Annotated in this window: 12 protein-coding genes; 10 read left to right on the top strand and 2 right to left on the bottom strand. The window is 39.8% G+C overall.

What is annotated here, in order from left to right; genetic code table 11:
- Window positions 1–471: 471 nt before the first annotated feature.
- The 5 genes from HMPREF9200_RS06430 to raiA all read left to right on the top strand — a co-directional run bounded on the left by HMPREF9200_RS06430 (window position 472) and on the right by raiA (window position 4,285).
- Entirely contained in the window at window positions 472–1,284 is an 813-nt protein-coding gene (locus HMPREF9200_RS06430; RefSeq protein WP_009372218.1) for a basic amino acid ABC transporter substrate-binding protein, read from the top strand.
- A gap of 64 nt (window positions 1,285–1,348) precedes the next feature.
- Window positions 1,349–2,032: an amino acid ABC transporter permease gene (locus HMPREF9200_RS06425; protein WP_009372151.1), complete on the top strand. Its 684-nt coding sequence runs from the start codon at window positions 1,349–1,351 to the stop codon at window positions 2,030–2,032.
- The gene (locus HMPREF9200_RS06420; protein WP_009372145.1) at window positions 2,029–2,751 is read left to right on the top strand and encodes an amino acid ABC transporter ATP-binding protein; all 723 of its coding nucleotides are present in this window, start codon (window positions 2,029–2,031) and stop codon (window positions 2,749–2,751) included. The genes HMPREF9200_RS06425 and HMPREF9200_RS06420 overlap by 4 nt, the downstream gene beginning before the upstream one ends.
- Window positions 2,752–3,386: 635 nt before the next feature.
- Window positions 3,387–3,590 carry a cold shock domain-containing protein gene (locus HMPREF9200_RS06415; RefSeq protein WP_303733730.1) on the top strand — a complete coding sequence of 68 codons (204 nt, stop codon included), beginning with the start codon at window positions 3,387–3,389 and terminating at the stop codon, window positions 3,588–3,590.
- 161 nt (window positions 3,591–3,751) lie between these two features.
- Window positions 3,752–4,285, top strand: coding sequence for a ribosome hibernation-promoting factor, HPF/YfiA family (gene raiA / locus HMPREF9200_RS06410; RefSeq protein ID WP_009372200.1), 534 nt, complete (start codon window positions 3,752–3,754; stop codon window positions 4,283–4,285).
- A 184-nt stretch (window positions 4,286–4,469) separates the two neighbouring features.
- On the opposite strand, the gene HMPREF9200_RS08335 is transcribed toward raiA, so the two are convergent.
- Window positions 4,470–5,261, bottom strand: a complete 792-nt coding sequence (locus tag HMPREF9200_RS08335) for a phosphoribosylformylglycinamidine synthase subunit PurQ (protein WP_009372230.1) — start codon at window positions 5,259–5,261, stop codon at window positions 4,470–4,472.
- Window positions 5,255–8,377: a phosphoribosylformylglycinamidine synthase gene (locus HMPREF9200_RS06405; RefSeq protein WP_009372153.1), complete on the bottom strand. Its 3,123-nt coding sequence runs from the start codon at window positions 8,375–8,377 to the stop codon at window positions 5,255–5,257. Before HMPREF9200_RS06405 ends, HMPREF9200_RS08335 begins: the two co-directional genes overlap by 7 nt.
- Before the next feature lie 234 nt (window positions 8,378–8,611).
- Between HMPREF9200_RS06405 and HMPREF9200_RS06400 the strand changes: the two genes are divergently transcribed.
- From HMPREF9200_RS06400 to nhaA, 5 genes are all read left to right on the top strand, one after another.
- On the top strand, window positions 8,612–10,168 hold the full coding sequence (locus HMPREF9200_RS06400; protein WP_009372154.1) for an amidophosphoribosyltransferase: 1,557 nt from the start codon (window positions 8,612–8,614) through the stop codon (window positions 10,166–10,168).
- A complete protein-coding gene (purM, locus tag HMPREF9200_RS06395; protein WP_009372182.1) occupies window positions 10,158–11,219 on the top strand; it encodes a phosphoribosylformylglycinamidine cyclo-ligase in 1,062 nt (353 codons plus the stop codon). Before HMPREF9200_RS06400 ends, purM begins: the two co-directional genes overlap by 11 nt.
- Window positions 11,212–11,829, top strand: a complete 618-nt coding sequence (gene purN / locus HMPREF9200_RS06390; protein WP_009372146.1) for a phosphoribosylglycinamide formyltransferase — start codon at window positions 11,212–11,214, stop codon at window positions 11,827–11,829. Before purM ends, purN begins: the two co-directional genes overlap by 8 nt.
- Window positions 11,830–11,853: 24 nt before the next feature.
- Window positions 11,854–13,155 (top strand): phosphoribosylamine--glycine ligase, encoded by a 1,302-nt coding sequence (purD, locus tag HMPREF9200_RS06385; RefSeq protein WP_009372219.1) that lies wholly within the window; start codon window positions 11,854–11,856, stop codon window positions 13,153–13,155.
- Window positions 13,156–13,222: 67 nt separating this feature from the next.
- Window positions 13,223–14,407, top strand: a complete 1,185-nt coding sequence (nhaA, locus tag HMPREF9200_RS06380) for a Na+/H+ antiporter NhaA (protein WP_009372174.1) — start codon at window positions 13,223–13,225, stop codon at window positions 14,405–14,407.
- Window positions 14,408–14,614: the final 207 nt, after the last annotated feature.

Below are 14,614 nucleotides of genomic sequence, written 5' to 3'. Positions count from 1 at the left end.
AAAATGAAAAATATCATGATAGTTCCTAAGTGACAAAAGTGAAAAATATAGATATAATAAGAGTACATAACGGGTCTGTGGTTGAAAGTCGAGGCCAGTCGCAGGCGAAACGATCCACATAAGCAATGAGAAATTGTGAGCATGGTGCGGCTTAGATGTAAGACCTGCCGACAAAATATGTCGAGAGGGGTAGTAGTGGGGAGCATGGCTTAAGAGCGAACCTTCCAGCAGGCGAGTGTGGGGGCAAAGACCAGGTCAGCCGTATGAAACACAGCAGAAATTGTTCTGCTGTGTATTTTTTTATGCTTTTTTGGTATATCAGTTTCTATATATTGCTTATACAATTTAACAAATATAACAAGAATTAATAAAAATACAAAATATATGTAAATTTATGTTGACTAAATATTCGTATAGATGTATAATTAGTGCATAAGATATACATAAGATATTTAATAAAGGAGACCAATTATGAAAGCAAATGTAAAAAAATTAATATGTACGGGCTTATTAGCTTTAGGTGTAGTAGCACTACTAGGGGGATGTGGCTCTCAAGGAGGAGACCAAGTACAAAAAGGAAGTGTCTTGAAGATAGGCACTAATGCAACGTTTGTACCGTTTGAGTTTAAGCAAGAAGGATCCGAAGAATTACAAGGTTTTGACATCGATGTAGCTAAAGAAATTGCGAAACGGACGGGGAAAACTATTGAATTTAAAAATGTTCCTTTTGATGCACTAGTACCAGCTTTAGATAATGGCGAAATTGATTTAGCAGCATCGGGGATGACCATTACAAAAGCACGGATGGAAAAAGTTGGTTTCAGTATGCCTTATTATGAATCTGGTATGGCTGTGGTTGTCAAGGAAAGTAGCGTTATTAAAAGTTTAGATGATTTGACAGGAAAAACGATTGCCGTACAAATGGGTACTACAGGGGCAGACTTAGCAAACAAAATCAATGGAGCTATAGTAAAAAACTTTGACCATACTAGCGATGCTTTATTAGAATTACAAAATGGTGGTGTAGAAGGGGCCTTAATTGATTTGCCAGTGGCTCAGTATTACGTAGCCAAACATAGTGATCAACACTTAACGATTATCGCTTATCCAAATACGAAAGAATACTTTGGTTTAGCTATGAATAAAAAGAATAAAGACCTAGTAGATAGTGTAAATAAAGCATTGACAGAGATGAAGCAAGATGGTACTTTAAATAAGATATACCAAACATGGTTTAAAACTGACATGCCTAAGGATATTCCCGTGACATACGAAGGAAAATAATGTACTATATAAGGAGGCTTTGTGCCTCCTTATCTGTGTTGAATGAAAGGATGGATAGGTAACGATGGATTTTAATTGGCAGTTAATTGTCGACTCTTTACCCCTGTTAATTGGAGGGGCTGGAATTACAATTCAAATTACCCTCATGAGTGTGGGCTTTGGTTTCTTTATTGGACTAGTAGTGGCGCTGATGAACTTATCACGATTTAAAGTGATTCGTTTGATCGCAAAATGTTATGTAGAACTATTTCGTGGCACACCACTATTAGTACAAATCTTTATGATTTACTTTGGTGGTCCTAAATTATTGGGGGCTATCGTTAATGCCAATGGTGCGCCAGAACCAATTGGGCCCTATTTAGCAGCCGTCTTGGCTTGTTCTATAAACTCTGGTGCTTATGTTTCTGAAATTTTCCGTGCCGGTATCCAATCTATTAATAAAGGTCAAATGGAAGCAGGTCGCTCTTTAGGATTAACTTGGTTCCAAACGATGCGCTATGTTATTATGCCACAAGCTTTCAAAGCTATCATTCCACCATTGGGCAATGAATTTATTGCTATGTTGAAAGATACTTCTTTGGTAGCAGTTATTGGTTTTGAAGAATTGACACGTCGAGGACAATTAATTATCGCTCGTACCTATGGTTCCTTTGAAATTTGGACAGCTGTAGCGGTGATTTACTTGATTATGACATTAACCATTTCCCGACTCGTAGCGTACTTAGAAAGGAAATATAATATCAAATGATTCAATTACAGAATGTACATAAATACTTTGGACAATTGCATGTCTTAAAAGGCGTTTCTACAGAAATCGATGCTGGTGAAGTAGTGGTTATTATTGGACCATCTGGCTCTGGTAAAAGTACTGTATTGCGCTGTATGAACTATTTAGAAGAACCAACAGAAGGTGACGTGATTGTAGATGGCAAGAACTTAAATGTGAAAGAAAACATCAACAACGTACGCGCTGAAGTGGGCATGGTATTCCAGCGGTTTAATCTATTTCCTCATATGACTGTGCTAGATAATATTACTTTAGCACCACAAAAAATTAGAGGACTTTCAAAATCTGAAGCGGAAAGCATTGCTCGTGATTTATTGGGAAAAGTAGGTTTATCCGATAAAGCAGAGGCGTACCCAGAACAATTATCTGGGGGTCAGCAACAGCGTGTAGCCATTGCTAGAGCGTTAGCGATGAAACCAAAAGTCATGCTTTTTGACGAACCTACATCAGCGTTAGATCCAGAGATGGTTAGTGAAGTATTAGACGTTATGAAAGATTTGGCTAAAGAGGGGATGACTATGGTCATCGTTACTCATGAAATGAGCTTTGCCAAAGAAGTAGCGACACGTGTATTATTTGTAGATAGTGGCGAAATTTTGGAAGAAGGAACACCAGCAGAAGTATTTGATACTCCAAAACATGAACGAACAAAGTCTTTCTTATCAAAAGTTATTCGATAAGACGATATCAGAGAAATGTAACTACCCTATATACGGAGTTTTCTATGTAGGGTAGTTTTTTGTTGTGAAATTAAGTATGATATCTAAAATTTTACTAATGAATTGATTGGTATGCCTAGACCTATATGTACTGCTATAAATAGATATATGTAATCATATATCCATTATATGTTGTAAGGAGTACACCGTTTTAGATAGTAGTGATATTTATTTGTATGAGTATAAAATATAGTGAATAACTTACGCAAAAAGAATAATTATGGTATTGTTTCATAATTGTTTATAAAATAAAATAATTATTAAAATGATGCGCATATGGAATAAATACAACGATATGAATAAAATACATAAATTCAATCTTGATAATTGACATTATTCATAGATTTATAAAAATAAGGTATAATGTGAATATAAATTGAAAAATATAATGGATATATGAAGCGTAAAATATACCCTAAATGTTTATCTTATTAGTATAGAATGAAATAATTGATTAATAGTTTCGTTAAATTATATCGATATGTTATATACTTGAAAATAAAGTGATATTTTGATTGACATCATACATATATAGTGATAACATGAAAGAAAGATTTAGATACTCTAAATCGCTTGCAGTATTAAAGGTAGGAGGAATTATCATGCTTGGGAAAGTAAAATGGTTCAGTGCAGAAAAAGGTTATGGCTTTATTGAAAGAGAAGATGGCAGCGATGTATTCGTTCATTTTTCTGCAATCCAAGAAGATGGCTTTAAGTCTTTATCCGAAGGACAACAAGTAGAATTTGAAATCGTAGATGGCAACCGTGGTCTTCAAGCGGCTAACGTATATAAAGCATAATTTATGAACAAAGCTTAGGGATTCCTAAATAGGGTCCCTAAGTTTTTTTACTTTCACTAAATGCAGAAAAAATATAGAAAAATAAAAAAGGGTTTTCATACCTTCATGTAGAATTATATACATATAGCAACACTATATGTTACACAGAAAGGGTGACAACTATGAAAGTATCTGTAAGAGGAAAAAATCTTGAAGTGACAGCTGCCTTGCGTGAATATATTGAAAAACGGTTGGAAAAGTTATCCCGTTATTTTGAAACACCAGTTACGGTTCAAGTTGTGTTATCTCTAGAAAAAGAAGAGCGCAAAGTAGAAGTGACATGTTTTGTAGAAAGCGTAGTATTGCGTGGTGTAGAAAGTCATTTAGATATGTATGCTGCTATCGATTTAGTGGTGGATAAAATTGTTCGTCAAATCCATAAACATAAAACACGGTTAGCAAAACGATTCCGTAAAGAAACTGGATTCCATGTAGATGTGACACCTGTGGAAGCGATTCCAGAAGAAAAGGAATTAGAAGTAGTACGTCGCAAAAACTTTACCGTACGTCCTATGAGCGTGGAAGAAGCAATTTTACAAATGAATCTATTGGAACATGACTTCTTTATGTTCTTCAATGAAGATACTGAAATCATGAACGTTGTATATCGTCGTCATGATGGCAAATATGGTTTGTTAGAACCAGAAGTGGGTTAATTATAATTCATACATCATATATCATATATAAAGGGCTATGATACCATGTGTTACATGTTGTCATAGCCTCTTTTTTGTAAAGCCATATAACGATAGAGGAAGATGGAGGCTTTTACTCCATCTTCCTCTATTTGTGTTTTTCAGTCTTTTTTATAGTTGGGGCTTAGGTTACCGAGCGAGAGTACTAATCTATAAAGTAGTGCACGCCTGATGCAAAAATAGGCATTACAAGGTTACCATTGATATTTTTATGTATACCATGGCCCAGGCGTTCTATATGAGCCATTTTCCCTAATATTCTACCATCAGGGCTTAATAATCCTTCTACAGCACCTATAGATTGGTTAGGATTCCATCGTGGATCATAGGTAGTATTACCCACAAGGTCTACATATTGTGTGGCAACTTGCCCCTGAGCATAGAGTTCTTCTACTTGTTCTGTTGTAGCAAGGAAACGACCTTCTCCATGAGAAATAGGGACTGTGTAGATGTCGCCTATTTGACAAGCACTGAGCCATGGTGAATTTGTGGATACAACCTTTGTATGGACTATCGTAGAAATGTGACGTCCTATTGTATTGTACGTTAAGGTAGGACTGGTTTGCTCCAATGGTTGGATATGGCCTGTTGGGACTAATCCAAGCTTAATTAGTGCTTGAAATCCATTGCATATACCAAGCACTAAACCATCACGCTTGTATAATAGATTCTCTAAAGATTCTTGCAAGTATGGATTGTGAAACAGGGTAGCTATAAATTTGCCTGATCCAGCTGGTTCATCACCGCTACTAAAACCACCAGGGAAACATACAATTTGAGCACTGTTTATACTGCGTTTTAAGGCTTGAATAGATTCTTGTAATTCTTGACTGCTTCGATTGCGAATGACAAGAGTTTCTATCTTGGCACCATGCTCTGTGAAAGCCCGTGCAGATTCATATTCACAATTGGTGCCAGGGAATACAGGAATCAGCACTTTAGGATGAGATAGAGAAGTATACTTACTACATGGTTTGCTTTGTGTAGTGTGTAGTAGTTTGCTGTTAGCAGAGGTACTGGTATCACCGAAGTTTTTTCTTTTGCGTAGATAGGAAAGATAGATGCTAAGGAGCTTTCATAGGAATTGGTTAAGTCATCTAATGAGATAGAGGTATCCCCCATCACAATAGAAGGGTCTTCTTGTGTAGTGCCAATATGGTACATGTGAGGTAAGTCCCTTAATGCCTGAGCTGTCACAGTATCCACCTCTATGAGGAAGGAACCACGGAAGGGATAGAACAATATATCTTCAGGAGTTAGAGAAGCAAGGAGACTATCATTCTCTGATGTATTGGCACAGGATTGAGTTATGCTTGTTTGGTCTAGTTCTCGTTTTTTATGCGTAGAAGATACAGCCATAACTAGTCTTTGCAGTTCGTCTTTATGGTAGACACAGCCAATGGCATTGCCTAGACAAGCTTTCACCGTAGCGGGTCCGATGCCATCCTGTTCTACGACATACGCACTATACACTTGTTGCGTGATATTGAAGGAACGCAAGGTTTTACAATGTGCTTTAAAGGCGGCCCAGTTAGGTGTACCATCAGAGAGCTCTGGTACATACAGAAATAGGATGTGATGGTGTGCCTCATGAAAGTGAGGAGAGAGTATGCGATGGATATCCTCGGTGGTGACAGCAAAAGAAATGAGAGAAGGGGGCACATGGAGATCTTGGAATGTACCGCTCATAGAATCTTTACCACCAATGGCGGCTACACCTAATTGGCGTTGCGCCTCATAGGCGCCCAACAGAGCAGATATCACTTTACCCCAGGACATAGGAGTGTTGAGTTTTTCAAAATATTCTTGAAAACTTAGATAAGCTTTAGAGATATCTCCTCCTAAAGCGGCTAATTTTGCTAAGCTAAGGAGTACCGCATATTGAGCGCCATGGTAGGGACTCCATTCTGATAGATATGGATCAAAACCATGAGTCATGATGCTTGCAGTCGTGGTAGTTCCCTGTAATACAGGAAGTTTTGCTACCATCCCTTGGACCGGAGTTTTCAGATAGGTTCCACTGAAAGGAAAGAGCACAGTATTCGCACCGACGGTAGAGTCAAACATAGCTCGTAATCCTTCTTGGGAGGTACTGTTCAAATCTTGCAAAGCTTGATGAAAGCGTGTTTCTATGGAAGCTTTGGTTGTTGTAGAGAGAAAAGATAGATTCGTAAAAAACGAAGGAGAGGGAGTTGTTCTTGGAGACACGATATGAGCTGTAGTACTTTGTGTAGCTCCATTTGTAGCTAAGAACTGACGATGTAGGTTGACGATAATTTCTCCTTGAAAGTCCATCACTAGGCGTCCAGTATTTGTCACTTCTCCTACAATAGTAGCCTCCAAATTTTCCTCTGCACAATAGGATTGGATTCGTTTCCATTGGCTAGGATCAATAATGCAAGCCATTCTTTCTTGGGATTCTGAGATGGCTAGCTCTGTTCCAGTGAGCCCAGTGTATTTTGTAGGTATCGTATCTAGGTATATATGAATGCTATCTGCGAGTTCTCCAATAGCAACGGCTACACCGCCTGCTCCAAAGTCGTTACATCTCTTGATAGATTGTGTCACCTCTGGATTGCGGAATAGGCGTTGAATTTTTCGTTCTGTCACAGGATTTCCTTTTTGCACTTCTGCACCACAGATAGAGAGAGAGTCTTTCGTATGTATTTTAGAAGAGCCCGTAGCACCGCCACAGCCATCACGGCCGGTCTTACCACCTAGCAATATAATGAGATCACCAGGGACAGGGTTTTCATGATGTACATGAGATCGCGGCACAGCACCGATGACAGCACCTACTTCTAAACGTTTAGCTCGATAGGAATCATGATAATATTCTCGTACTTCCCCTGTAGGAACGCCAATTTGGTTGCCGTAGGAAGAAAAACCTTTGGCAGCTGTGGTTGTGATATAGGATTGTGGTAATTTACCGAGCAAAGTATGCTCTTTTGAGACTAAAGGGTTACCAGAGCCAGTGATACGCATGGCTTGGTATACATAAGCACGACCACTGAGAGGATCTCGAATACAGCCACCTAAACAAGTGGCAGCACCACCGAAAGGTTCTATTTCAGTAGGATGATTATGGGTTTCGTTTTTGAACAATAATAGCCATTCTTCTTTTTTGCCATCCACCTGCACCGGAACAATGATGGTGCACGCATTGATTTCGTCCGACACATCTAATTGATTTAGTTTGCCTTGATGACGAAGTTCTTGCATAGCCATTGTGGCCATGTCCATTAATGTGGGTACTACATTGCTCGATGGATTCAGTTGTTGTTTTGTTTCAAGATAGGTTTGATACGTTTTTCGAATCGGCTTGGTAAGGGCAGACTCATCAAAGGTAATCTCCGTTAATTGGGTATTGAATGTAGTGTGGCGACAATGATCTGACCAATAGGTGTCTAATACACGAATTTCAGTTACTGTTGGATTGCGATGCTTTTTTTGAAAATACCTTTGAATACATAGTAGGTCTTCTAGAGTCATGGACAATTGCATATAGTGAAGGAGTTCTTCTAGCTTTATTTTCGTCAGGGTGGTGAACTCCTCTATGTGCGGAGTTTCTGGAACTACCGGGGTTACTATGTCTAGCGTTGTAGGAAGATCCATGGAACTTTCACAAGTATCGATAGATTGCAAGAGGTATTGTCGAGCAGTATCTACATGTGTTTTCGTTAGGGGGCCCCTTAAGACATAGATTCGTGCAGTACGTACAGTACTATGATCATGACCAGTGAGGATGGAGAGGCATAGCTCTGCAGCATCAGCACGCTGGTCATATTGACCTAGTATAGGTGCAATAGCAATGGGATGGTCTAGGGAGGACAGGTTTAATGTAGTACAGGTAGTTTCTATGGGAGGTTCAGAAAAAATGAGGGTTTTAGCACGTTCAAACTCTGATTCTGTGATTCCAGAGATGTCGTATCGTTCGTAGACCCTGAGGTCGGTGAGAGGAATCTGTAAGTCTTGTTGAAAGGTCCTACGTAATTGTTCGGGTTCCTGTGAAGTAGTTGTGCGAGGAGTGACAAATAGACGGAATATGTGCATACATAGCCTCCTTTATATGTTAATAGGATGGTGGTGGAGTTCTCACTACATCCTATAGTATGTTTATTAGCGTTCCATACATGACTTCTTATATCTTAAGTATACCACGTTTTTTGTTGATTCCCTGAGTTTGTATTGAAGATAGCTGTGTAGCAAGTTATAATAGAGATAGTTTGACATTTGATGATTTGTCCGTGTGCACAATATGAGTAGAGTATGACTCTAGGGGGCATAATGAAATATGATGGTGTGTTAGATACATGGCATGAGGAATGCGGAGTCTTTGGAGTCTATGACAAGTCCTCTACCATCGGGACAACTATATATGAAGGCCTTGTGGCGTTACAGCACCGAGGGCAAGAAGGAGCGGGTATTGCTGTGGTTCATGAATCACAGATAGATATGGTGAAAGGACCTGGGCTCGTGAAAGAGGTCTTACAGGATATTTCTAGTTTAGAAGGTCACATAGGAATTGGACATGTGCGGTATTCCACCACAGGTATAGAGAATCCTTGTGATGTACAACCTATTGTAGAAACATCACCGTGGGGTACATTTGCAGTGGCTCATAATGGGAATTTGACGAATGCCCAAGTGTTACGTCGTGAGTTGGAAACCCAAGGCTGTGTATTTACGACCACAATGGATTCAGAAGTCATCGTCCATTTGATTAAATGCTCCAATGAATTGACCATCCTAGGTGCTATTCAGCAAGCTTGTGCGCGATTAGAAGGTGCCTTTTCGTTGACGATTGTTGCTAATGAGATGCTGATAGGTGTACGAGATCCTCATGGGTATCGTCCTCTTTGCGTAGGTCGTACGGCCCATGGGTATGTACTTGCCTCTGAAAGTTGCGCTATAGACGCTATAGAGGGGACTTTCATTCGTGATGTAAGGCCTGGTGAAATAATTCTTATTGATGGAACAGATTTTCGCAGTGTACCGTATCACTCCAGTATAAGATATGAAGTCTCGGACTACCAAAATACTGAGGGTGGTATACAGAGTAGAACTATTTCTCGAGGTGGGGTTGAGGGATTAGAAAATAAAGAAAAAACAAAACAATTACATGTAGGAAGTGCAGGCGTAGAACAACAGGAGGTAGTGGAACAACATACTTGCGTGTTTGAATATATTTATTTTGCACATCCTACCAGTGTTATCGATGGGCAAGGTGTATCAGAAGCAAGGGTAGCTATGGGATGTCAGCTGGCAAAAGAAACACAATATGAAGCGGATATTGTTATGCCCATACCTAATTCAGGGACTTTGTCTGCTCAGGGATATGCAGAGGAATCTGGTATACCCTATAGGGAAGGGTTAGTGAGGAATCCGAAGGTATTGCGGACTTTCATAGAACCCAACCAAATTAGTCGAGAGGAAGCGGTGCGTAACAAGTTTAGTATTGTTCCTGATATGGTACAAGGAAAGCGTATTGTTCTCATTGATGATTCTATTGTACGAGGCACCACAAGTCGATATATCGTTTCCATGTTACGACAAGCGGGAGCGAAAGAAATCTATTTGTGTTTAACTTCTGAACCTATTCGGTATCCTTGCTATTTTGGTATCGATACATCTGATGCAGAAGTGTTGTTAGCTCATCGATATTCCATAGAAGAAATCCGTCAATACATTGGCGTTGATCGTTTATATTATTTGTCTCATGAAGGATTGGTGCAGTCTATGAAACAACTAGAAGCACCGCATTTGTGTGTGGCTTGTTTTACTGGAGAGTATCCAAGCCCTGTAGGGGATGAGTATACCAAGGGAGGTACTTATGTCTGTTGATAATACACCTGTTACTTATTTAGATGCTGGCGTGGATGTAGAAGCGGGCAACCAGCTCATTCAAAAGATTAAACACCGTGTGGAACGCACCTATACACCGGGTGTACTAGGATCTCTAGGTGGTTTTAGTGGGCTCTATTCTTTGGCACAGTACACCATGAAAGAACCCATTCTTGTATCGAGTACGGATGGGGTGGGTACGAAAATTCGCTTTGCCGTCCTCATGAATAAGCATCGCCAGATTGGTCAAGATTGTGTGGCTATGAGTGTGAACGATGTGGTAGCACAGGGGGCGACTCCTTTATTTTTCCTAGACTACATTGCAGTCGGTAAATTGGAACATAATCATATTGAAAGTATCATCGATGGTATTGGTGAGGCTTGTGAAGAATGTGGGTGTGCTTTAATCGGTGGAGAAACATCGGAAATGTCTAGTTTCTACGGCGATGGCAATTATGATTTAGCTGGCTTTGCAGTGGGGATTGTAGATAAGGACCGATGCATTACGGGAGCCTCTATCGAGGCAGGAGATTTGGTGCTAGGTTTACCTTCATCAGGTTTACACTCCAATGGGTTTTCCTTAGTGCGCCACATTATCTTAGAAAAACAACAAATGCCATTGGACACCTATGTGGATGAGTTGGGTCGTACTATTGGAGAAGAAGTGTTGACACCAACAAAACTGTATGTAAAACCCATTCTACCACTACTGAAAGAACAGTTAGTGAAAGGGATGGCTCATATAACAGGAGGATCTTTCTACGACAATATTCCTCGTATATTACCCAAAGGGTTGTCTGTCACCATTCATAGTGATGCCTGGCCAGTACCACCTATTTTTAAGCTATTACAAGAATGGGGTCATGTAGAAACGAGAGAAATGTATCATACTTTCAATATGGGCATAGGCATGGTACTTGTGGTGAAACCAGAATTAGTAGAACGTGTGGTAGAAGTGTTACAAGAACAGGGAGAAGTAGTGTACTCCATTGGACTTGTTACAGAAGGGCAGGGAGATGTGACGATTCTTGGTGAGGCATTCCATGCGTAAACGATTGGCTCTATTTGGCAGTGGCAGAGGGTCTAATGGAGAAGCCATCTATAAGGTCATAGAAGCGGGGCATATAAATGGTGAAATAGTTCTTATCATTAGTGATAGATCCAATGTGGGCATTGTGGAGAAAGGATGTGCTTGGCACATTCCTGTATACATAGTAGATCCTGCTAACTATGGTACTGAAGCAGCCTGGACACAAGCTATGCTAGATTTGTTACAAGAATATGAAGTGGAAGGCATCTTGTTAGCTGGGTATACGCGTATATTACCACCTACATTTGTGCAAGCGTACAGAGGAAACATCTTGAATATACATCCCTCCTTATTGCCAGCTTTTACAGGCTTACAGGCACAGAAGCAAGCCTTACTAAAAGGCGTAAAATACACAGGATGTACCGTTCATTTTGTGGATGAAGGCATGGATACAGGTCCTATCATTGCGCAGGCGGTGGTACCTGTCTATGAAGATGACACGGTGGATACTTTATCAACACGAATCTTGCATGAAGAGCATCGCATCTACCCAGAGGCGGTGCGCTTATTTTGCGAGGATGCTTTGAATATACTGGGATATCGTGTTGTTATAAAAAACAAGCTATTATAAAATAGTTTATATTGAGAGGTATCTATGAAAGTATGTATTATTGGCAATGGTGGTCGTGAACATGCATTAGCTTGGAAATTGCATCATAGCCCATCTGTAACAGATGTTTATGTAGTGCCAGGCAATGCAGGAATGACTTCGATAGCCACTGTAGTCAACCTAGATTGGAAGAACCGAGACACCTTACTAGCTTGGTTATTGGACTATAAGATTGATTTGGTTGTGATAGGACCTGAATTGCCTCTGGTAGAGGGACTTAGTGATGCAATCCGATCCGTAGGGATTCCTGTATTTGGACCATCCCAGCAGGCTTCTCGATTAGAAGGGTCTAAGTCGTTTGCGAAAGATATAATGCGTCGATATGTGATTCCTACGGCTAAGTATGAGGTTTGCCAAGATGTAGAAACAGGAAAAGGCATTATTCATCAATGGGGCGTACCGATTGTATTAAAGAGGGATGGTCTCTGGGGCGGCAAAGGTGTCACTATTTGTGAGACTTTCACAGACGCAGAGCGAGTGTTGAAAGAGATGCTGAGTAGTTCGGAAGAAAGCGTTGTGATTGAGGAATATATGCGAGGACAGGAGGTATCCTTGTTGTCCTTTGTGGACGGTACTCACGTCTTACCTATGATAGGAGCAAGAGATCATAAACGATTGTTAGACCATGATGAAGGTCCTAATACAGGAGGCATGGGCGCCTATGCACCGGTGCCAGAACTGGATGGCACTTTGGAACAAACCATAGTAGACACCATAGTAAAACCTATCGTGAAAGCCATGGCAGAAGAAGGTCATCCTTATGTGGGTTGCTTGTATACAGGTCTTATGCTTACCGAGGAAGGACCGAAAGTAGTAGAGTTTAATGCTCGGTTCGGAGATCCAGAGACACAAGTGCTATTGCCATTAGTACAGAGTGATCTAGGAGTCATCATGCATGCCACGGCTATGGGGCAGTTAGAGGGGATGTCCTTAGAGTGGTCGAAACAATACGCTTCCTGTGTTATCTTAGCATCCGAAGGATATCCACAGCAGCCCGTGACAGGTCAAAGAATCACAGGAGATATTCATACTATAGATACTGTATCGATGGTATTTCACTCTGGTACAACATATGAAACAGATCACTATGTAACGCAAGGTGGTCGTGTATTAGGTGTTGTAGGGTTGGGGAATACATTGGAACAATCCTTAGAACATGCTTATGAACGTGTATCCATGATTGACTTTGAGGGACGACAGTATCGTAAGGACATCGGTGAATCGAGTATTGGATTTTGTATACATACGCAATATAGAAAAAATTCGATAGATAAAGAATATAATTAGTGATATAATAACAAAAGAATATGTTAGTTATTTAATGATATATATTACATAGTAGAGGGGTAATTGTATGAATCGAATTGTATCTTTTTTTACATCACCATCAGCAGGGGGTGTACTACTCTTTGTAGCTGCTGTGGTAGGAGTGCTATTGGCAAACTCTCCAGTAGAAAGTTTGTACCACTCTTTGCTTCATGCTAAATTAGGACCATTGTCCATTGAATTATGGATTAATGACGTGGCCATGGCGGTCTTCTTTTTATTTGTAGGCCTTGAAGTAAAACGGGAAATGATTGCAGGGGAATTGAATACCAATGCAAAACGATTTTTGCCTGGTATTGCAGCATTTTTTGGCCTTTTAATGCCGGCTTTAATCTATTATTTCATTGTCGGTTATCATCCAGACTTTATTCATGGTTGGGGGATTCCAACAGCTACAGACATTGCCTTTGCCATCGGTATCGTTTCACTCTTAGGTGATCGAGTACCCATTGCAATGAAAGTATTTTTAACTACCTTGGCTGTTATGGATGACTTGATGGCTATTGTTATCATTGCTTTTTTCTATACAGCGGAGTTAAACTTCTTTTACTTATTCGTAGCAGCAATCATCGTGTTCATGTTACAATACGTAAACCGTATGAACTATACGAGACCAATTCCGTATTTAGCATTAGGATTTGGCCTTTGGTTCTGTGTGTTTAAGTCAGGATTGCATGCTACCTTAGCAGGTGTAATTTTAGCGGCGTTTATTCCATACCATGGCATACGTGATGGTCGTCATGTATCTCCATTATCTGAATGGGAACACACCTTAAGTAACTGGGTTACCTACTTAATTATTCCAATCTTTGGTTTTGCCAATGCAGGGGTATCTTTCCACGGATTTACTTTAGAAAGCTTTGCCCATCCAGTTGTATTAGGTGTTGCAGTAGGTTTAGTATTAGGTAAACAAGTAGGAGTATTTGGCACATTGTTCTTACTAGTAAAATCTAAACTAGTGGAAATGCCAGCTCAAACCAATTGGACTCATGTGTATGGTATCGCTCTATGTTGTGGTATCGGATTTACCATGAGCTTGTTCGTATCTTTGTTAGCATTCCCTCCAGGAGAAGCACAAGAAATGGCAAAAGTTGGTATCTTCGTAGGCTCTATCGTATCTGGTATTTTGGGATATATAGTATTACGGATTGCAGGGCGGAAACAACAAGTAAATGTATCTGAATACGATATGATCAAAGGACAGTATATTTAATTGCATAATTCATAGAGAGTAGAGGCTCTATATAAGCTGTAGTGAAAGGAAACTTTCATTACAGCTTTTTTATTATGAAAGGTTTCAATATGTAAAAAATGTAAGGGTATAATGCATTTGTGACAAAAAAATAAGAAGGCTCTCTATTATAATGAAAGTTGCTAAAGCGAATCATTATTTCAAAGGAGAGCCCTTCTTATATCATCT

It is taken from the genome of Veillonella sp. oral taxon 780 str. F0422 (genome assembly GCF_000221605.1).
Taxonomy (GTDB): Bacteria; Bacillota; Negativicutes; order Veillonellales; family Veillonellaceae; genus F0422.
Note: the sequence above shows the minus strand (reverse complement) of the source record. Positions and strands in the feature narration are given on the sequence as shown.